The sequence below is a fragment of the Campylobacter troglodytis genome (genome assembly GCF_006864425.1).
Classification (GTDB): Bacteria; Campylobacterota; Campylobacteria; order Campylobacterales; family Campylobacteraceae; genus Campylobacter_D; species Campylobacter_D troglodytis.
In genome coordinates this window covers 1-20133 of sequence record NZ_QHLI01000013.1, presented here as the reverse complement: position 1 = coordinate 20133, position 20133 = coordinate 1, and the positions used below count along the sequence as shown (strand labels likewise).

The 20133-nt window shown below is 34.8% G+C and carries 12 protein-coding genes and 7 pseudogenes; 7 read left to right on the top strand and 12 right to left on the bottom strand.

Features of this window, described 5'->3' with window-relative positions:
- The first annotated feature begins 23 nt into the window (after positions 1-23).
- Both DMC01_RS04180 and DMC01_RS04175 read left to right on the top strand, forming a co-directional pair.
- On the top strand, positions 24-887 hold the full coding sequence (locus tag DMC01_RS04180) for an alpha-1,2-fucosyltransferase (protein WP_142693036.1): 864 nt from the start codon (positions 24-26) through the stop codon (positions 885-887).
- Positions 888-889: 2 nt separating this feature from the next.
- Positions 890-3007, top strand: a complete 2118-nt coding sequence (locus DMC01_RS04175) for a glycosyltransferase (protein ID WP_185908688.1) — start codon at positions 890-892, stop codon at positions 3005-3007.
- 443 nt (positions 3008-3450) lie between these two features.
- Here DMC01_RS04175 and DMC01_RS04170 read toward each other — a convergent pair.
- The 11 genes and pseudogenes from DMC01_RS04170 to DMC01_RS13230 all read right to left on the bottom strand — a co-directional run bounded on the left by DMC01_RS04170 (position 3451) and on the right by DMC01_RS13230 (position 14388).
- A pseudogene (locus DMC01_RS04170) lies at positions 3451-4145 on the bottom strand (IS1595 family transposase).
- A gap of 55 nt (positions 4146-4200) precedes the next feature.
- On the bottom strand, positions 4201-5331 hold the full coding sequence (locus DMC01_RS04165) for a glycerate kinase family protein (RefSeq protein WP_142693032.1): 1131 nt from the start codon (positions 5329-5331) through the stop codon (positions 4201-4203).
- A 55-nt stretch (positions 5332-5386) separates the two neighbouring features.
- Positions 5387-5669, bottom strand: a pseudogene (locus DMC01_RS16465) (hypothetical protein); the annotation flags it as partial.
- Positions 5670-6170: 501 nt separating this feature from the next.
- Positions 6171-6953, bottom strand: coding sequence for a phosphocholine cytidylyltransferase family protein (locus DMC01_RS04160; protein WP_142693030.1), 783 nt, complete (start codon positions 6951-6953; stop codon positions 6171-6173).
- Positions 6954-7033: 80 nt separating this feature from the next.
- Positions 7034-7645 (bottom strand): gamma-glutamyl-CDP-amidate hydrolase, encoded by a 612-nt coding sequence (locus DMC01_RS04155; RefSeq protein WP_142693028.1) that lies wholly within the window; start codon positions 7643-7645, stop codon positions 7034-7036.
- Positions 7636-9840, bottom strand: a pseudogene (locus DMC01_RS04150) (PEP-utilizing enzyme); the annotation flags it as partial. The gene DMC01_RS04155 and the pseudogene DMC01_RS04150, both read right to left, overlap by 10 nt.
- A gap of 647 nt (positions 9841-10487) precedes the next feature.
- On the bottom strand, positions 10488-11297 hold the full coding sequence (locus DMC01_RS04145) for a class I SAM-dependent methyltransferase (protein ID WP_142693026.1): 810 nt from the start codon (positions 11295-11297) through the stop codon (positions 10488-10490).
- Between the two features lie 52 nt (positions 11298-11349).
- Positions 11350-11724, bottom strand: a pseudogene (locus DMC01_RS04140) (class I SAM-dependent methyltransferase); the annotation flags it as partial.
- Positions 11725-11890: 166 nt separating this feature from the next.
- A pseudogene (locus DMC01_RS04135) lies at positions 11891-12287 on the bottom strand (class I SAM-dependent methyltransferase); the annotation flags it as partial.
- Positions 12288-12700: 413 nt separating this feature from the next.
- Complete coding sequence (locus DMC01_RS04130; RefSeq protein WP_142693022.1) at positions 12701-14254, bottom strand: DUF2972 domain-containing protein; 1554 nt, start codon at positions 14252-14254, stop codon at positions 12701-12703.
- Positions 14251-14388: a hypothetical protein gene (locus tag DMC01_RS13230; RefSeq protein WP_185908686.1), complete on the bottom strand. Its 138-nt coding sequence runs from the start codon at positions 14386-14388 to the stop codon at positions 14251-14253. Before DMC01_RS13230 ends, DMC01_RS04130 begins: the two co-directional genes overlap by 4 nt.
- Before the next feature lie 125 nt (positions 14389-14513).
- Between DMC01_RS13230 and rpsT the strand changes: the two genes are divergently transcribed.
- The 5 genes and pseudogenes from rpsT (at position 14514) to DMC01_RS04110 (ending at position 19863) form a co-directional block, all read left to right on the top strand.
- The gene (rpsT, locus tag DMC01_RS04125; RefSeq protein ID WP_142693020.1) at positions 14514-14777 is read left to right on the top strand and encodes a 30S ribosomal protein S20; all 264 of its coding nucleotides are present in this window, start codon (positions 14514-14516) and stop codon (positions 14775-14777) included.
- A complete protein-coding gene (gene prfA, locus DMC01_RS04120; RefSeq protein WP_142693018.1) occupies positions 14777-15844 on the top strand; it encodes a peptide chain release factor 1 in 1068 nt (355 codons plus the stop codon). Before rpsT ends, prfA begins: the two co-directional genes overlap by 1 nt.
- An 8-nt stretch (positions 15845-15852) precedes the next feature.
- Positions 15853-17037 carry an aspartate aminotransferase family protein gene (locus DMC01_RS04115; RefSeq protein ID WP_142693016.1) on the top strand — a complete coding sequence of 395 codons (1185 nt, stop codon included), beginning with the start codon at positions 15853-15855 and terminating at the stop codon, positions 17035-17037.
- A gap of 620 nt (positions 17038-17657) precedes the next feature.
- A pseudogene (locus tag DMC01_RS16460) lies at positions 17658-17759 on the top strand (IS1595 family transposase); the annotation flags it as partial.
- A gap of 898 nt (positions 17760-18657) precedes the next feature.
- Positions 18658-19863 (top strand): glycosyltransferase, encoded by a 1206-nt coding sequence (locus DMC01_RS04110; RefSeq protein ID WP_185908684.1) that lies wholly within the window; start codon positions 18658-18660, stop codon positions 19861-19863.
- Positions 19864-19903: 40 nt separating this feature from the next.
- Here the strand turns inward: DMC01_RS04110 and DMC01_RS04105 are convergent.
- Positions 19904-20133, bottom strand: a pseudogene (locus DMC01_RS04105) (IS1595 family transposase); the annotation flags it as partial.

Below are 20133 nucleotides of genomic sequence, written 5' to 3'. Positions count from 1 at the left end.
TTGCTAAAATCTTAGCTATTAAAATGAGTAGAAAAATCCTACTTGATGCAAGTGAGTATTCCCATAAAAATTATTTTAAAAATTTCGCTTTTTATCCTAAAAAAGTGCGAAATTTTGAGCTTTATCATTTTGAAACAAAACTTGGCATTTTGCAAGATAAATTCAGTCTTTTTAAAGAATTAAAAAGTGGTATTTTTAATGTTTATTTGAATAAATTTTACAATAATATTTTTTATAAAAAGTATGACAAAATGCTACACTTTAACCCCCAAAAATCAAAGGTGCTTTTTGCACCCCATTTGTATTTTAAAAGCATAGACGAAATGGTAGAAAACACCCAGCAAATTCGCTATATACTCAAAGAGAGATTTTGGAATTACACGGATTTATACCCTTATAAGGATGAAATTTTGCAAGATTTAAGCCTAAAAAACTTTGTGCTAGATAAAGAAAATGAGGCGATTTTTGGCCATATTAAATCTTTTGACAACTCAGTTGCTGTGCATATTAGAAGGGGTGATTTTTTGTTTGCAAAATATCCTGTAAATTTAAGTTTAAGTAGGTATTATGAAAATGCTTTTAAAGCTATGAAAGCAAGATTTAAGGATGCTAAGTTTTTTATTTTTAGCGATGATAAAGTCTTTATTAAGACACATTTTGCTGACAAAAAAGAGTGCGAAATTATAAGCTTAAATGATGATAGTAGGGTAATTTATGATTTTTATTTAATGCAAAATTGTAAGCATTTTATTATGGCAAATAGCACACTTTCTTGGTGGGTGGCATTTAGCAAAAAAGACAAAGAAGCGGTAATTTTTACGCCGATGGCTTGTAAGACAAGAAAGTGTTGGCGAAAACTACGCACCAAAAGAATACATAAGGATTGAGCTTGTTTAAGATCACAGCCATCATTGCCACAAGTGCTGGCAGAACAAATTTACTTTTAACTAGGTCCTTAAAAAGCGTTTATGAGCAAAGTTTTAGCAAAAATGTCTTTGTTGTTGTAGTTGATGATAATAAGGATAAAGCTGAGTTTGAGTGCATAAAAAGGGGTATTAAAAAACTAAGAAAAGGATTAAATTTAAAGCAAAAATTTCCCACAAAGTGCATAAAAAATACCCGCACTAAATTTCACTCGCACACAGGTGCAAACAACAGCGGAGCATTGTTTAGTTTGGATTTAAATAAAAACTTAAAGAATCAATTTTTTGCTTTTTTAGACGATGATGATAGCTGGCATAAGCATTATCTTAAAGAATGCTTTGATAAAATTTCTCAGCACACAGCACTTGTCGCTTGTGGGCTTAACTTTATCACAAAAACAAGGGTGCAAAAACTTTATCCAAGCAAAGACAGTGTTGATTTAGAAAAGATCTTTGTTAAAAATCCTCACATTCAAGGTAGCAATCTTTTCATAAATGCTAAGGCGTTTTTTGGTTTGGGTGGCTTTGATGAGAGCTTAAAAAGCACAACTGATAGGGATTTAATGATGAGGTATGTGGAATTTATCAAAGTAAATTCACATTTAAAAAGCATTTTTATTAAAAAGGCTTTGGTAAATCATTTTGCTGATGAGAATTTAAGGCGGGTTTCAAACGACAAGGACACTAAAAAACAAGGACTTGATATATTTTACCGTAAATACTTGCACCGCTTTAAACCATCCTTACAAGAAGCCTCACTTTTAAGAGCAAAGAAACTTTTTGATTATGAGCTTAAAGAACAAGTTGCTTTACAAGAAAATAAGCCTTTAATTGCCACTGAAAAACCGTCTGTTTTGCCCTTTAAACTAGCACTTGGGCTAATTTCTTATGAGGCTTTAAATTTAAAAAAGTTCCTTAAATCATTTTTTGCCCTAGATCCCTTAAACTCGCCCCTTGTGAAAGAATTTGAGATCTTCATTCTAAGCTCTAAAAACTATGCCAAAGAATTTGAAAAACTAACAAAGCCTTACAAACAAATTAGATTTAAATACACTCAAAACAGACAGCCCATAGCCCAAAACCGAACCTTACTTCAAAGATGGATCTATGAAGAGACTAAAAACAAGGATTTTGTGGCTTGGATAGTTGATGATGATATGAGATTTTACTGTTTTAGTGAGGATAGACCCTATAAGATAGATTATTTTTACCACATAGCAAGACTTAAAAGCACTAAGATAGACGCACTGCTTTGCAAAAACTGCGATCAGCCTCCACTTCCATTTTTCTCGCTTTTAAGAACTCAGCTTTTGGATTTACATTTTCTTTTAACAAAGCCACATAAACTCTCTAATGCTTTAAGCGAGGATTTTTATTATGATTTATCAAGTAAGAGTTTTATGCATTTAGAATATCCGTTTTTTTATCCAAAAAGCCCTAAAAAATTTATAAACTTGCTTTGTGCCGGGCAAATGGCAAGTAGGAGGCTTGAGTATAAGCCTTATGAAATAGGAAGAATTGGCAAGGATAGCATTGCTCGTGGGGGAAATACGCTAATTTTTAATCCAAAACTTTTAAAAACAAAAAATTTTACTCTCAAAAGGACGAAATATAACCGTCGTAGTGATTTTAACTTCGCTATAATAAATGCGAATTTATTTGGATTTGATATTAAAGAATGTAACCTGCCTCTTACTCATAGCAGAGGGAATTTGCCTTTTTGTTATAAAAAAGAATGGCAAAAATTTAAAAGCGACTTGCTAGGACAGTGTTTTTATAGGGTATTTCAAAGTATTTGTGAAAATATAAGCTATGGTAAAAAATTAAGCCATACTCAGTGCAAAACCTTGTTTTATCGGCATTTAGATGGATTAAATAAAAAATTAATTGTTAATACATTAAGAATTCAAACGCTTAACAAACAAATTAAGCTTAAAACCCATATTTCAAAATATAAAAAGTTAGATCGGCTTGTTCTAAAGCTTCTAAATGATATAAAAAAAACATATATAAAATACAAGATCTCATCGCCAAACTTTAAACAGTGCATTAAGTATCTTGCTAGACTAAGTAATTTTGGATAACTAAAATTCCAAAAAAAGAGCTTTAAGTTATGATTACAGCGATGAAAAATAAGTATATCAATCGTTTCAAAAATTTCAAAGATTAAATTCAAAGAATTTTGCAGTATTTTTTGCTTCGTGCTACTTCTCTTGCAACTTTGAAAGAAGTAGCTAATGCACATTACTACGTTAAGCATTCTAAAAATGAGTTTAGCTAAGAATCACATAAATATAATTGTGAATTTCTAGTGACCTTACAAAGTTGACACTTGCCAAATTTAAAAGCTAAGAAATAAAATTTTATCCTTCACTTAAAAGAAACGCAATTAATACAAAAAATTTAAGGCAATATTCTCATCAAAATTTATAAAAATGATAAGATCTAATCCGCTTAAGCTTAATTGAGCTATAGTATTTAAGGTGCATACAATGTAAATAATTTATTTGGCGATTGATACTTTTAGCTAAAATGACCTAGGATTTTTCCTAAGCCATTTTAACAAAATTTTATACAAATTTTCATTCTTAACCTTGACATTGTATCTAAATTCAGTTTCCTTCAAATGAAGGTAGAAAAATTCTCTTGCCGTGAAACTGACTTAATCTAGCCTTCGCAAAGCCACAGAAATTCTCTATGCCGTTTATGTGGCTTCGTCCGTTTGCAAACTCATTTTTGCTATGTTTGACCCTATAATGAGCCTTTGCACCGAAATCCACTAAACCATCATAGGATTTTAATCCATCGCTGTAAATTTCACTTTCGTTAAGCTCCGAAAAGTCCTTTATAATCGGCAATAATTCTTTTGCAGAGCAATGTTTTACCACCTATGTATAAACATAGCCGTTTCGCTTTAGCATTCCAAACACAGGTGTTTTGCGACCAGCTCCACGCCCACGCTTGCCACGCACTCTGCGAGCACCAAAATAACTCTCATCAACTTCAATCTCACCACTCATTTTCTAAAGAAACTTCGTTTTGCTGATTTTTTCGCATTCTTTAAGGGTTAAAAGCTTGCTGCACAATTGCATTCACGCAAGGGCGAGAAACCTTGCACAAAACAGCGATTTTGCTTACGCAAATGTCAGCACAAAAACACTCCAAAATTTGCCTAAATTTCCGCTCCCAAATGTGGGGCAAAAATATATACTTGTTTAACATCGATTTTACCAAGCTTTCAGCTGTAATTATATCAGCTAAAAGTATCAATCGCCATTTATTTTAATTCTATATTTATAAATCTCAATGCCCTTTCTGTCGCATTTTCCACTAAAATACCTGTATTTGTAATAGCTTTCTTTCTTGTCATAGCTTTTGTAAAGATAGGCATGATAGATGAAATACCTAAATCATATACTAGATCAGCACCCTTTCTTAGCTCTCCTACTATCGCAATCACAGGAGTATTACAAGCCCTTTTTGCAACCCCTATGGGAACCTTTCCTTCCTTTGTCTGTCCGTCAATAGCCCCTTCTCCTGTTATAATAAGAGAAGCTCCTTTGATTTTATTCTCAAATTCTATTATATCAAGCACAGCATCTATTCCACTTTTTAACTCAGCATTGCAAAATGCAATGAGACCTCCTCCAAGTCCTCCTGCAGCACCTGCTCCTTCTATGTAGTCTATTTCTTTGTGTAACTGTTTTTTTACGATCTTTGCTATATTTTTAAGTCCCTTATCAAGCACATTAAAACTTTTTTTCCTAACCCCTTTTTGCCTTCCATATACTGCTGTGGCCCCATTTTCTCCATAAAGAGGATTTTTTACATCGCATGCTACTGTTATTTTTGTATCAAATATTCTTTTATCTACCTTGCTCTTATCTATGCTAGCAACCTTTATCATATTTTCTGCTATGGCTTCAAGCTCATTATTGTTTTTGTCTAAAAATCTATATCCTAAAGCCTTAGCCATTCCTATCCCGCAGTCATTGGTTGCACTGCCACCTATGCCTATTAATATTTCTTTTATGTTATTATCTAAGGCATCTTTTATGATTTGCCCTGTGCCATAGGTAGAATATTTTAATGGATTTCTTTTTTTATGGCTAATCAATGTAAGTCCTGAGGCCTGAGCCATTTCTATAACTGCTTTTTGTTTGTTGATAATGCCGTATTTAGCCTCTATGATTTTACCTTTTGGATTTTTTACATTTATTTTTTTTATATTCCCACCTACTGCATAAAGTATGCAATCAACTGTTCCCTCGCCCCCATCTGCAAGAGGTATTTTTTCTATATTTGCATTTTTTATAATCTTCAATATGCCCCTTTCTATGAAGTGGCAAATTTCCAAGCTACTTGCACTACCCTTAAATGAATCTGGTGCTATTATTATTTTTTTCATATATTTTCCTTAATCTCTTATATAAAGAAACAAAATAAACACAGCTCAAATTTTGGCTAAATTTAAGCTGATTTTGCCTTATCATTTTTAGCAAGATCTTATGCAAAGCTTGCTTTTGTATCTTGGCATTGTATCTAAATTCTAAGCTCTTTTAAATGAAAGATAAAACTGCCCTCTTTGATTCCTTTGAATTTAACTAAGCTATGTTTGGCATAAGTCTTTTTGCTTAAATTTACGAGTGTGTAACACTAAGCAAAAAAATTCTCTATGCCGTTTATGTGATTTCCTTCATTTGCAAACTCGTTTTTGCTATGCTTTATCCTATAATGAGCCTTTGCCACTTCTACTACACAGTTGCAAGGACACGAAGTAAAACACAGGTATTTTTTACCAATTCCTCACCCACGCTTTTCGCACACCATTTTTGCACCTTGTGCTAACAGTTATAAATCTAGCGTTGTAAAAAATAATTTTTATAAATTTTAATTTAATCTTGCATTTTAGAGATTTTTTCACATTTTTGTAAAATTAAGTTTCTACTTTTATGGCACTTAGAAGAGTTGCTTTGATTAAGTTTTGTAGCTTTACCGCCTTTACATCAAGGAAAAAGCTTAATAAATGCTTTAAATTTAGCCTCAAAGATCCTTATAAACAAATAATATGTTTATTTTTAAAAATATCAAAAGAAGATCGCAACAAAGATCTCACTTGCAAAAAAGAATTAAATTTAAAAGCAAGGCTAAACTGTGAATTTTTATAATGAAAATTTGGCTTGAATTTAAAAGATCTTATTAAAGTATGAGTGTTAAAAAGATATGTCAAAAGCAAGATCATAAGAGTTAAAAATTTAAATCAAGCTTTAAATCTCTCTTAAAATCCACCTCGTGCCATCCTCCATTGATTTTCACGGCTTTTGCGTTGTGATATTTATCGATTAGCCCTTGTAAAAAGCTTGTCATATAGATATTATTGTAATTTTGTCCATCAAAGAGTGCGTTTTTATCAAGGGCTTCGTAAAATTCAAGCACCCTTGGCAAAAAGCTGTGTGAAAACTTAAAAAGCCCCATATATTGACCCTCTATTTGGCTTAAATTCTTTGGCTTTTTGCCAAGTTCTGTGATAAAACTTTCCCCATTTATTTCTTTCATTTTTAAACTTTCTGCATCGCTTAAAATGTCCTTAAAACGCCTTTGCCAAAGCTCTTGCCATTTTAAATTCACACAGATTAAAAGCTCGCCCTTTGTTCTCATTAAAGCCTCAATGCAAGGGGCAAAATACACTATATCAGCATAAGATACAAGCAAATCTTGCTTGTTTAAAATACACTCGTTTAAAAGCTCTTTTGCACAAAAAAGCGAGTGGAGCATATTTGTGCTTGCATAATTTTCATTTACAAAAAAGTTTTTTAGCTGATAATTTTTGCTTAAAAACTCTTGTAAAATTTCAAACTTATATCCCCCCACAACAGAGATTTCATCTATCTTTAAACCAGCACCCATTAAGGCATCAAGTTCGTATTCAATGAGCCTTTTGTTCTTATACTCAACCATAGTCTTTGGCATATTTTCTGTCAAGGGCATCAAGCGAGAGCCAAAGCCAGCCGCTAAAATTAAGGCTTTCATTTTTTTCCTTCTTTAAATTTCACTTTTATTGATTAAATTTAGAATTTCTAACTTTTGTATATCAAAATGTTTGTATTTTTTTAAGTCTTATATTCCAAAATCGCATTTTTAAATTCATCTAAAATCGCTGTATCATTCAAGCCATCCTTTCTTTCAATGTGCCACATTACAGCAAAAATAGGCAAACTCTCGTGTTTGAAAGCTTCTATGCTTTCATCACTTGCAAAATTTAAAGGCTTTAAATTTGCTCCAAGCTCAGTGATAGCGTAATTATGAAAAGAATTTACTTCAAATTCAAACCCTTTTAAATCACGCACTAGGTGTTTTCCTATGTGATTTTCACAGCCTTGAATTTTACTTCCAAAAAAATGTGAAATCATTTGCGCCCCTCGGCACACCCCAAAAACAGGCATTCTCGTCTCAACGCACTGCCTTAAAATCTCAAATTCATACTCATCTCGCCTTAAATTTTCTTCATTTTCATTAAAAAGTGATAAATCATTTCCCCCGCTTAAAATCACCCCACTTAAAACGTTTTTATATTGCAAAAAATTCACGCCAAAACAAAGCGGCAAGGGCAAAAAGCCCTTAAATTCACGCTCAAAAAGCTCTCCCCATTCCACAGCTAAAATTTCACGAAGCTCCTTATAGCTTTCTTGTCTTGCAAGCCTTTGAGTTATGCCTATAAACATATTATTTGCTCGCTTGCACATTCAATTCTTACTTTTTTTGTGTTTAAAAGCTCGCTGAATTTTTCCTCGCCCACGCCTATGACGGATGGCAAGTTTAGCTCACTTGCACGAATAGCCATATGTGAATTTGCCCCTCCATAGCAAGTAATAAGCCCTGCTATGTTTTTAGAAAATAAATAATCATACCCAGGATCAGCTGCTCTAATAAGCACTATCTTATCCCTTAAATCTTGCTCATTTTCAAGGCCAACAGAGGCTGTAACTGTTTTTTGGGTGATAAAATTTGGAGTGATTAAATGCGTAAAAAAGCTATACACCTGATCTTGCTCATAAAGCAAGGGTGGAAGCTTTAAGGCAAGGCTTAGTTTATACTCCTCTTTGTGTCTTTTTATCTCATCAAGCAGCCTTTCTTTTGGGCTTTTTGAGTAAAGTGAGGAGTAAAGAGTAAAGATATTTTCTATGTCTAAGTGAGCTAGATCCTCTTTTTTTATGCCATAATGCTCACCAAATTCAGCAATTAACTCGATAGCATAGCTTAAAAGCTTGGTGAATTCAAACTTCACGCTTTCTCTACCCTCAATGGCATCCTTAAAGAAGGCAAAAAGAGCCCTTGCTTCTATCTTTAAGCCGTGCTCAGCTAATAATAAATTCAAGCCTTTTTCTTCTTTTTTGCTTAGAGCAAAGGGGTGAATTTTAGGCATTTGTGAATTGTGCGTTAGGCTAAAATACTTATCAAAGGCCTGATCGTATCTAGGGCTTAAGATATTATATGAACCAGCCCTAAGATGTCCAAATTCAGCTAAAAATTCAGCCTTGTTTTTTTCATTTAAATTTGCACTTTTCAAGGATAGTTTTTTGCTAACTGTGGCTAGGGAGTTTAGGAAATCTTGCTTTTTTTCCTTGCTTAAAAAGCCTATTTCTACAAGGGAGTTTAGCATTTGCATAGCTATAAAGCCAGCCCTTGCTACGCCTGCAAAGGGCAAGGTGCCGTGTCTTTTGCAAGCTTCAATGAGCCAATAAATTTTATCTATTAAAGAGTAGTTTGAGTGTTTAATCTGCAAAAAGACAGATTCTAGTTTTTTAGCCTTTAAAATATCTTTGCGAAAGAGTGAATTTTCAGGATTTATTATCTTATTTGTAAGATTTAATAAAGCAAATTCAAGCCTTTTAAGCTCATTTTCATTAAAGCCGTGGTTTAAGAGCTTTTTAAGCTTTGTAGGGCTATTAAAATCATAGCAAGAATACACTATGAAAAACTCTATTTTATCGTGCAAATGAGGCTTTTGTTTAAGACTTCTTAGATAAAAATTCACAAGTTTTGAGGCTATTTTTTCATTTAGATCCTTTGGGATAAAGGAGTTAAAGCTAAGGCGTACATCAATATAAGGCATACCCAAAAAAGAGTGCATTAAAGGATGACTTCTTAAATCCTTGTAGCCGTAATTATCCCTTTGATAAGCCCAGATATTATCAGTGATTATGGCTTTGTAAAGGCTTAAAGCCAAACGGTTTGGACGAAGTCCTATCATTTCAGCTGGATTCCAATCAGGCATAACTCCAAAGATAAAGCTATCTCCAAGTATATTTGGACGCCTTTCTTTGAGGTTTTCAAGCCTTCTGTAAAGTCTGCCTAAGGCTTCTTTGGGAAGTGCCTTGAAAAGATCTTCCTTGCCCTTCATCACAAGGGGGCGAACTTGAAGTAGATAGAGTTTTTCCTGGGCTGTGTTTTGTGAATTTTTATTATTTTTTGCCTTGTTAGGTGGTGCATTTTTATCCTTGCAAATAAGGCTTGAATTTTTAGAAGTTGATCTTGCAGATTTTAAGATTGTGGATGAAGTTCGTGGGTTGTGCGAGTCAAGCGAGGAAATAGAACTAAGAGCTTCATTGACGAAGCTTGGCGAAGCACTCCCACGAACTTCGCCACAAGATAAATCTGCCACAAAAGCAAACTCCACATCTAAAAACTCACAGTCATAAAGCCCTTCAAGCTCCTTTATAAGCCCTATCAAGCGAGACATTTTCTCATCATTTATCTTTAAATCATCTCTGTAAGCAAAAAAATGCTTGCTGTTTTTACTGCTTCCATCTGTTATACTAGAACTACTTCCGCTTTCATCAAACTGTACGCAAAAATAGGGAGCAAAATTATCCTTATCCACGCTAAAAGCCACCCCACACATAGTGATGTCTTGCAAAAAGGGCTGAATTAAAAGCTCGTCTTCTTCATTTGGCATAGAATTTGCCACTCTTTGCAAGGCATCAAAAAGAGCCTCTTCATCATCTACATTTATATTTGCAAGGCTTAAAAAGGCACCTGCGTTTGACTGAGTGGTGCTATCCTCGTTTAAGGATGAGGAGCGAATGATGATTTTTTGTGAATTTAAGGCTTGGATTTTATTATAAATAATTGATCGTTTTTGTGAATTTAAATTACGCAAATCTTGCTTGTTTAAGATAAGCAGGGGCAAAATCTCTCCATTTTTTAAAGCACCTTGCAAGGCTAGTAAATTTCGCCCCTTGCTTTGAAAACTAAGCCTTTGTTTCATCATTACTCCTTTTAAATTCAAGCCTTTGAAAGCTTGAATTTTTTAAAAGCCTTTTAAATTCAAGCCTTGGTTTTAAATTCATATAAGCATTTATTAAATACTTGCAAATTTGTTTTTGATATAGCCCTTTGAAAGCTTGAATTTTTTTTCTAACATTGTAAGCTTTTGCGTTTTATCCTTTTTTTGCTCTCGTCATTCTAAGCCTTGCCAAAGCAAGGCAAAGAAGCTCGAGATCTTTTTGCTTTTACTACCGCATAGCAACCCACCTAGTCGCTACGCTCAATACAACAACGATTTCACACCCTTTTCGCACTCCAAGATCTGGAGGTGTATTTTATGCTAAACTCATTTGGAAGTTTAGCACGAATTTTCTCGCAAATGCGCTCAAACAAGGCTTTTCCCTCATCTGTGTCTAGATCCCAAAAAGGATTTTTAACACTTTGCCACGCCAAAAGATAATTTTCAAGGCTTTGTTTGAAGTAAAAATCGTGTTCTAAATACACTATTTCATCAAAAAGCTCTTTGTGTGCTTCTATGACGGGTCTTTGATCTTCCCTTCTAGCCCCTCGTTCGTAGTTTGGCACGCATTCTTTTACCAAGGCTTCAACCTCTTCTTGCAAGGGATCATTTAAATCCCTATGATTCCACATACAAGAAAAGTATCCGCCCTTTTTTAAAAGTCTATGTGATTCTTTAAGTGCCTTGCTTCTATCCATCACATTAAAGCTAGAACCAAATGCCACCCAGTCAAAGTCCCCACTTTCTAAGCCGTTTTCAAGCCCTGTGGCACGCACCCATTTGACAGCTTGTCCCTTTGTGCGTTCTATGCCTATTTCTCTCATAGCGTCATTTGGCTCGACAGCTACCACCTCTAATCCCCTTTCAATTAACATTATGGTGAGATTTCCTGTGCCAGCACCTATGTCAGCGACTTTCAAGGCTTTGCTTGAATTCTTTGAATTCTCGCTTAAATTGCCGCCCTTGCAACCAAAGCCACCAACCAACTCCACAAGCATATCAATGCTTTGTGGGGTATAGTTTGGGCGAAACTCATAAAATTTAGCGTGCTTGCTATAATCCCACTTTCCCTCGACTAATTTTTTCATCTTTGCTCCCTTTACCTGAAAGCCTCAAGCAAGAAGAGCAAAGCCTTATAAGTTAAATTTTTCTAACCGTCCAAGAGCGGATCTTATAAGGAATTTCTAGCTCTTTAAAGGGGGCGATTTTTGCCTCTATCATCGCTAAAATCGCTTCCCATCTTTTTTGTCCTGCTTGTGCTTGTATATCATTTACAGAGTGCCAAGCTCCCATATATCTTTCTTTGCTCCATATCTCGCTATAAGCACACTCCATAAAAACGCAGTTTGTGAAATGCCCTGTTGATACTAGCACCTCATCCCATTTTTTCACATTTTGTGTGCCTGAACTTACTCGATTAAGCTCTGGAACAATACCCTTAATCTCTTCTTCAATCTCATAAAACACCGAGCCTTGTTTTATATCTCGTGGGTTGTAGATGATTGTAAGATATGAGTTTTGCGAGCTTTTCTCGTGGCTTTGAGAAAGCTTTTGTGAATTTGAAGCAAGTTTTGGCGAAGCCGTCTCTCTCTCTCTCTCTCTCTCTCGTTGCGTGGCTTGTCAATTAAAGCCCCCTGCTGTGCGGAGGGGGTGTGGGGGTGGGTAGATGTATTTTGCGAATTTCCTCCCCTTAAAACCCTTGCAAATTCAGGCAAGGACTTTGTGGGATCAGTCCAATGAAAGCTAGAAGCCATAATGAGCCAATCAGCTGAATTGCTTTGCAAATTCGTCTGCTCCCCACTACCTTTAAGCCATTTTATGTCAAGTCCTTGTGTTGCCTTAATGCCTTCTTCACGCATAGCGTCATTTGGCTCAACGGCTGTGATTTTCAGCCCAAAATCCCTCGCCAAAATAGCTGTAAGCTTACCCGTGCCAGCACCAACCTCTGCTATATCTAGCTTGTTAAGTGGCTTTTTGCCATCATTTATGCAAAGAAGCAATTTCTCTAAAAGCAAGGTGCTATAAGCTGGGCGGTTGTGATAGTGCCTTGCTAGGTCTGTAAAATTTCCTTGTTTCATCATTTATCCTTTATAAAGCTTTTAAGTAGCATATTAAAAAAAAAAAAAACAGTTTGCAAATAAAATTTGGCTCTTTTTTAAAAAAACATTAATTTGCCATTTTGAGTCTGCGACAGCAGGCGAAGAAGCTGTCAACTCAAAGCATTTTGCCCTAAAATTCGTAGATTCTTCCTCATTTTGCTACGATCAGAATGACGAATGGTGTTTTTCTAAAAATCAACATTTTTTTGAAAAAGAGCTTAAAATTTGATACAAAGTTTTTATTTTAAAATATTTAAAAAAATGCTTTGCAAACAAGGCCTTGAATTCAAGGAAGTTTTAGCTTTTAAGCAAAAAGCAAACAAAACTTTAATTTTCTTTGCTATAATGTTAGCTTTTAAAATTTAAAGCTTGAATTTAAATCTTTTTGCATTTTAGTCCTTGTCAAGTCCTTGGCACATTTTTTCAAATTCATTGTAGTAATGCCACGAAGCGACTATATCGGGGCGTTTTGCTTTTATATCCACAAGTTCAAAATCCAAATTTTTTTTGTAAAAAGCCCTTGTTTCCTTATGTTTTGCAAGATAGTTTAAAATTTCTTTTTCATCAATTCTTTTGGCATTTTCTTTGACAATGGCTTCTTTAAGTGCCTTCACATAGCCTTTTAGATATTTTTTACTCGTTAAATAAAGCCTTGAATTATCTTTAAGCCTTGTTATTTCATCTTTATTTGCAAAATACACACCAAAATCTTTTAACCCCACATCCTCATCAAAAAAGATTTCATTAGCATTTATCCAGCCCATTGGTGCGTTTTGTAAATTTCCAAGCCAAGCCTTTATGCTATCTGCCTTTTTAAGCGAAGCCTCATCTTGCCTACTATCGCCTAGCTCAAAGCATTTGTCTATGTCATCGCTATGCAAAAAAAGTAATTTTTGCATACCCAAATAATCACCCCCATTTATCTTGCCCTCAAATTTAGCCCTATCTTGTGTCTTTGGTGGAGTAAAGCCAAGTTTTAAGGCTAGCTTTGTCATAGTTTCAAAGGCTTTTGCTGGCATAATTTCTTGCATATCTAAGAAAAGCAACTCGCTGTGATTTTTCAAAGCCTTTATGCGAGATGATAGAGAAAAGAGTATGCCTGAGTGCCAACCGCAATCACTTGTTTCTAAATTTTCAACTATGGGTGAGCTTTCTCTAAGATTGCCTTTTTGATAATAATAAACCCTCAATACATTTTCATAATCAAAAGTGAGATTAAAATGTCTAATAGAACCACCACGAAGGTGATTTACAAGGGGCTTAAACCTTGATATAGGATCTCTAAGAACCGACACCACAGGCACAGTGGCATCTATAAGCGAGTAAAATTTAGCATTGTTTGGCACAGTTAAGTTAAAGCCATCTAAATAAATCATATTGCATAAATTTTTATTTGCATTTTTAAGGCTATTAAAAAGTTGGATATAAGAATTTTTAGCATCACTTTGCTCCCAACGCCTATGAACTATAACTCCACAATGTTTATAAAATACCTGCATAGCACCATATGCAGCGCCAAAATGTGGAATATGAATAAATTTATAATTTGGTGGCAAAGGCAAATTCAACTCCCACGCCATTTCAGCAGAGATATTACTATAATTTAAAGGCGAGTTTTTGTCGTTTAGCGTGTCAGAGTTTAGTGGTGGCGAATAAGGGTGCTTTGTATCAAGGTATTTTTCTTTAAATTCCTTTGAATTCAGCCAAAGCTCTCTTTGTTTGTCAAATTCTTTGCAAAGCACTTTTGAGTCTTTGAATTTTTTCAAAGACTCTTGCAAAAATTCACGCCTTTGCTTGCGTTTTTCTTGCCATTTTTGTAGTTTAATAGCATTTGAAGTGAGCTTATAAAAGGGGATTTTAAAAAGCCAAGCACCAAAATAATACCTCTTGTAAGCCTTAATCAGTGTGAAAAAAGCCTTGTAGTAGGATTTTTTCAGCTTTTTCATAAGGCTATGAGGCTTAGGTGTCGCCCCCCCCCCCCCCCGTTTATGTGGGCGGTTTGTTTGATTTCTTTCATCATTTTTCCTTGTAAAATTTTAAAAAAGGGCATTCTAGCAAAAAAAGTTAAACAAATTTTCAAAAAAATTCAAAAACTTAACAAAACTTTAAAAAATCTTTGCTATAATATGCGTTTTGATTTAAAATTCAAGGCTTAATCTTAATGAAAGCTTGAATTTAAGCCAAACTCAACACGAAAGGACAAAGATGGCAAATCACAAGAGTGCCGAAAAAAGGGCAAGACAGACGGTTAAAAAGACAGAGCGAAACCGCTTTTACCGCACAAGGCTTAAAAACATCACAAAGGCTGTGCGTGAAGCTGCGGAAAATAAGGACAAAACAAAGGCAGATGATGCCTTAAAGCTAGCAAACAAAAGCATACACGCTATGGTAAGTAGGGGCTTTTTAAAGAAGCAAACCGCTGCTCGTAGGGTGTCTAGGCTTGCTCTTTTGGTAAATAAAATCGCTTAATGCTTAAAGACAAGCTCAAAGCCTTTTTAGAGCGTTACGAGGAGCTAGGCACGCTTTTAAGCGACAAGGCTGTCATAGCCGATATAGACAAAATGACAGCACTTTCCAAAGAGCAAAAGTCCCTTGAAAACATAGTTTCAAAGGCAAAAGACTATCTAAAAACCCTACAAAGCATAGATGAGAACAAAGCCTTGCTCTTTGATGTCGAGCTTGGCGAGCTTGCCAAAGAGGAGTTAAAAGCCCTTGAAAACGCTCAAATTCAGCTTGAAAACGAGCTAAAAATTTTGCTTTTGCCAAAGGATGCAAACGATGAAAGAAATGTCTTTTTAGAAATTCGTGCAGGCACAGGCGGGGATGAGGCGGCTTTGTTTGTGGGGGATTTGGTAAAAGCCTATGCAAGATATGCTGAAAATAGGGGCTACAAGCTTGAATTTGTTAGCTCAAGCGAGGGCAGTGCTGGGGGCTTTAAGGAAATTATCTTGCTTGTAAAGGGCGAAGGCGCTTACTCTAGGCTTAAATTTGAGGGAGGCACACACAGGGTGCAAAGGGTGCCAGCTACGGAGAGCCAAGGGCGGGTGCATACCTCAGCCATTACAGTTGCCATAATGCCAGAGCTTGATGATGTGGAGATTGAGCTAAATGAAAACGACTTAGACATACAGGTGATGAGGGCTAGCGGACACGGAGGACAAAGCGTAAATACCACTGATTCAGCCGTTCGCATAGTGCATAAGCCAACGGGCATAATAGTAGTAAATCAAGACGGCAAGTCCCAGCACAAGAACAAAGAAGCTGCGATGAAGGTGCTAAAAGCCCGTCTTTACGAGCTTAAACAAAAAGAAATTGAGGCAAAGCAAAGTGCAAGCCGTAAAAGCCAAGTTGGAAGCGGAGATAGAAGCGAGCGAATTCGCACCTATAATTTTCCACAAAACCGCATAAGCGAACACCGCATCAATTTAACCCTTTACCGACTTGACACAATAATGGAAAATGGGGGCTTTGACGAGTTAATTGAGCCACTAATTGCTCACTATCAAGCCCTTGCCTTGCAAGAAAATGAAATTTAGAGGATAAAATGGATTTTAAAGACCAAAGCCACCTAGTGCAAACCTACAAGAAATTTGACATAACGCTTGAAAGGGGAGAGGGGGTATATTTATTTGATGTGCAAGGTAAAAAATACCTTGACTTTGCAAGTGGGATAGGGGTTTGTGCTTTGGGCTATGCAAATGCTGATTATAACGCCGCTTTAAAAACTCAAATTGATAAAATCATTCATACAAGTAATCTTTTTTACAACGAGCAAATCGCAAAGGCTTCGGCAAATTTAGCCAAGGCTTGTGGGCTTAGCCGCGTTTTTTTCACAAATTCGGGCACAGAGGCTTGCGAGGGTGCTATGAAGGTAGCTAGAAAATATGCCTTTAACAAGGGCATTAAGGGAGCGCATTTTATCGCTATGAAAAATTCCTTTCACGGACGAAGCCTTGGTGCTTTAAGTTTAACATCAAATGCGAAGTATCAAAAGCCCTTTAAGCCTTTAATTTGTGGGGTGCAGTATGCTAAATTCAATGATTTTAAAAGCGTTCAAAAGCTTGTGAGGGATAAAACTTGTGCTATTTTTGTTGAAACGGTGCAAGGGGAGGGGGGTATAAGCCCTGCTACTCATAAGTTTTATACGAGTTTGCGTAGGCTTTGTGATGAAAGAGATATTTTGCTTGTGGCTGATGAAATTCAATGCGGTATGGGGCGAAGTGGGAAATTTTTTGCCTATGAGCATTTTGGGGTTTTGCCCGACATTGTGCTAAGCGCAAAGGCTTTGGGCTGCGGGGCGAGCGTGGGGGCTTTTGCTGTGAGTGAAAGGGTGGCTAGCAAATCTCTTGATTTAGGAGATCACGGCAGCACCTATGGGGGAAATCCTTTTGCTTGTGCGGCTATAAATGCGGTGTTTGAGATTTACGAAAAGCAAAATATCTTGCAAAATGTAACAAATTTAACCCCTACCCTTGAAAAAGCCTTAAATAGCATAAAAAAAGAGTTTAAATTCATCAAAAAACGAAGTGGCTTGGGCCTTATGCAAGGGCTAAGATTTCATAAGAGTGTCAAGGTAGCTGAGGTGATAAAGGAGGCTCAAAAAAGAGGGCTTTTGCTACTTAGTTGTGGGGAAAATGAGCTTCGTTTCTTGCCCCCTCTTATCATAAGGCAAGAACACATTGATGAGATGCAAGAAAGGCTCATTAAGAGCTTGAATGAGTTTTTGTAGGATTAAGCTCTTTTTAAAAAAGTATTGTTCTTTGTCTTTATAGATGTAAGCCTTACAATCCTTTTTCACATTAATGTTCACATTAAGCCTTGCTAGTATGACAAAAAAGCTTTTTATTCTCTTATTGTAACAAGGCTTAAAATGATAGGATAAAATTCACAAAATCCTTGAAATTTCTGTTGCACTAAGTGAGGTATTTTTTGTTATGCTAAGTGCAACAAAGTATCTCAAAGTCTAGCTTTTTTCAAAAAATAAAGTTTCTTAGAGAAATTGAATTTGGCTCAAGATGCTTTAATTTTATACAAGATCATTTTAAAGCATAAAGAACAAAATAAAATAAGTATATGATATATTACTCAATTGTCTCAAAAGAAATTTAAGAAATTACGAAGTATTTTTTTGCTTCTCCTTGAGGTTTGTAGCTTTGCAAGAAGCTTTGATTTAGAGGTGAAAAATCGCTGAAATTTGTAAAATAACTCGTGCTTGTGTGAATGCAATTTTGCGTGAAATTCGCATTTTGATAGCCAAAGAATGCGAGAGGCTTTCTAAAATAAGCGTTGAGATTTAAGTTGATGAAAGTTATTTTTTACAACTCTAGGCTCTTAACTGCGTAGTAGAAGTTTGCGAAGTTTCGTTTAGCCAAATTTAAGGCTTCAAAAGAAAATTTTGTGTTTCATTTAAAAGAAATAGAATTTAGATATAACACTAAAAAGTTAGGATAAAATTCTCATCAGAATTTATTAAAGTCGATAAGAGAAAATCCTATTAAGTTTAATTGAGCCAAGTATATTAAGCCTTAAATTTTTTTATAAGATGGTAGTTGGATAAAATGTTTTGAAATTGCAAATTTAACACTACGCAAGATGCAAGGTAGAGTAGGGTTCTTATATCACAAATCACTTGGTATGAATTTTAAGTGAAAAGCTAGGAGTTTTTAATGCTTTTAAGAGCTTGAATTTTTGCATTTTATTTAAACTAGCAATATATTTTCTTGTGTAAAATCTCTAATTAAAGCCACCGCACTTGTTAAATCAACACTTTTTTAAAAAATATTTCACATTTTTAGCTTAAATTCAAGTAACAGTTTATTAAAGGTCTTTTGAAGGCTAGGTTTATAAAGAAGAGCTTTTATTAAATTAGGCTATTTTTCAAAAAAGCATTGATGTGTGAGTTTGTGGGCGAAGAAGTCCTAAATTTAAGGTATTTCTCCATAATTTCGTAAATTCTTAGCATAGGCTTATAATGACAAATATGGTATTTTGTCTAAGATCAATGCTTTTTTAAAAAAGAGCCTTAAATTATTTTCAAGCTTAAAATTCAAGCATTTTAAATTCTTTGAATTTTTTAAAAGCTTTTTTAAATAAGGGCTTATCATTTATTTTAAGAATTCACTTCTTAAAGTATGCTTTTTTTTCATCCATTAAGGCTTTTGAATTTAACTAAATTTAAGATTAAATTTGGCACAAAATGCCAAGTAAAATTTAGCTTTTGCTAGGGGGGTTAGTTTTATTGTCAAGCTTAAATTATGAAAAAATTTATCTTAGTCGTAACACCACCTCTTTTCAAGGCTAAAAAATTCACAAAAAAGCATTATAATGCTTAAAAACTTTTGGAAAAATGATGAAAAGGTATAAAAGAGGCATTTTGCTTGCCGCTACAAAGGACAGTGCCTTTGCCATAGGTAGCCAACTTGTAAATATCATAGACAAGATGGGTGGCTTTGTGGATGTGTTTTATATAGTTAATGAGGGCTTTGATGATGATGATAAAAAGGCTATGAAAAAGATAGCAACTGAGATAAAATTCATAAGCTTTACCCAAGAAGATTTTTTAAATAAGCTTAGTGTTTTTGTGAAATCAAAAGATGAGCTTTTTTTTCAAAATCTTTCTTTTTTAAATCGCTACACACATATGAGCTATGCTTTGTTTGAGGGGCTAAATTTGCTTGATGAGTGTGAAAAAATCCTCTATCTTGATTTTGATATTTTGCTTTTAAAGAGTATTAAGGAGCTTTTTACTTATGAGTTTGATCTTTGCGTGGATAGGGGCAAGAGTTCGTTGAGCTTTTTATGTCCTCATTTAAGCTGTGAATTTGCTACTGAAAAAGCTTTTAGAAGCGGTATTGTTTGCTTTTCAAGCTTGATTAAAGATCCAAAGGCTTGTTATGAATTTATTTATGAAAGCTCGGCTAAGTATAATTTCATAAACGATCAAATAGCCCTTTCTTTGCTCATATACAGCCAAAAACTTAGGGTTAAAATTTTAAAAAGAAGTAAATATGCAGGCGAGCTTTTTTATAGACAAAATAGATCAGCTTCCATCATTCACGCCTATGGAAGAAATAACCGCTTTTGGAATAATAAGCTTGCAAATACCCTCTTTCCTCAGTGGAATGAGTGCTATAAAAAATGGCTTTCATTTGGAGGCAGTGCTTATACAGGAGGCTTTGTGGCTAAAACTACCTATGTGGTGCAAAGATTTCGCTTTCATCTTGCTTATAAGCTTGGCCTTGCTATGATAAGAGCGGCAAAAACAAGACTTGGTATCTTAACTTGCCCCCTTTCTTTAAGCCTTATCTTTTTAAGACACAGGCTAGAACAAAGGCTTTATAAAAAAGAGTGCTTAAAAAAGCCCTATCTTAGACTACCTTTGCTAAAAGATTATGATGATTATGCAGCTTGTAAGGAAAAAGAAAGTATGCCTTATAAACTTGGCGAGGGGCTAATCAAAGCCTTTAAGAATTGGCATAGGGGGGATTTAATTAAGTTCTTTTTTGAGTTAAAAAGGCTAAGAAAGGATTATGAGAAGGGGCTTAATTTTAAATGAGCTTTAAGCCTTTTTGCTTTAAATTTGAAATAATAAAGGCTCAATTTAACTTAAGCGGATTTTCTCTTATCATTTTGAGTAAAATTTTATACAAATCTTGTTGTTGTATTTTAGCATTATATCTAAATTCAGTTTCCTTTAAATGAAGCATAAAATTTTCTTTTTTGATTCCTTTAAATTTAGCTAAGCTATGTTTAGCATAACCCCAAAAGTTCACAATTGCATTTATGTGATTCTTAGCTAAGCTAAACTCATTTTTTGAGTGTTTTA

Excerpts from the sequence above, each read along its gene's own strand:
- DMC01_RS04115 (WP_142693016.1), top strand. The coding sequence starts at position 15,853 with ATGGATTTTAAAGACCAAAGCCACCTAGTGCAAACCTACAAGAAATTT.
- DMC01_RS04155 (WP_142693028.1), bottom strand. The coding sequence starts at position 7,645 with ATGTTTATAGGCATAACTCAAAGGCTTGCAAGACAAGAAAGCTATAAG.
- DMC01_RS04110 (WP_185908684.1), top strand. The coding sequence starts at position 18,658 with ATGAAAAGGTATAAAAGAGGCATTTTGCTTGCCGCTACAAAGGACAGT.
- DMC01_RS04160 (WP_142693030.1), bottom strand. The coding sequence starts at position 6,953 with ATGAAAGCCTTAATTTTAGCGGCTGGCTTTGGCTCTCGCTTGATGCCC.
- rpsT (WP_142693020.1), top strand. The coding sequence starts at position 14,514 with ATGGCAAATCACAAGAGTGCCGAAAAAAGGGCAAGACAGACGGTTAAA.
- DMC01_RS04180 (WP_142693036.1), top strand. The coding sequence starts at position 24 with ATGAGTAGAAAAATCCTACTTGATGCAAGTGAGTATTCCCATAAAAAT.
- DMC01_RS04165 (WP_142693032.1), bottom strand. The coding sequence starts at position 5,331 with ATGAAAAAAATAATAATAGCACCAGATTCATTTAAGGGTAGTGCAAGT.
- DMC01_RS04130 (WP_142693022.1), bottom strand. The coding sequence starts at position 14,254 with ATGAAAAAGCTGAAAAAATCCTACTACAAGGCTTTTTTCACACTGATT.
- prfA (WP_142693018.1), top strand. The coding sequence starts at position 14,777 with ATGCTTAAAGACAAGCTCAAAGCCTTTTTAGAGCGTTACGAGGAGCTA.
- DMC01_RS04145 (WP_142693026.1), bottom strand. The coding sequence starts at position 11,297 with ATGAAAAAATTAGTCGAGGGAAAGTGGGATTATAGCAAGCACGCTAAA.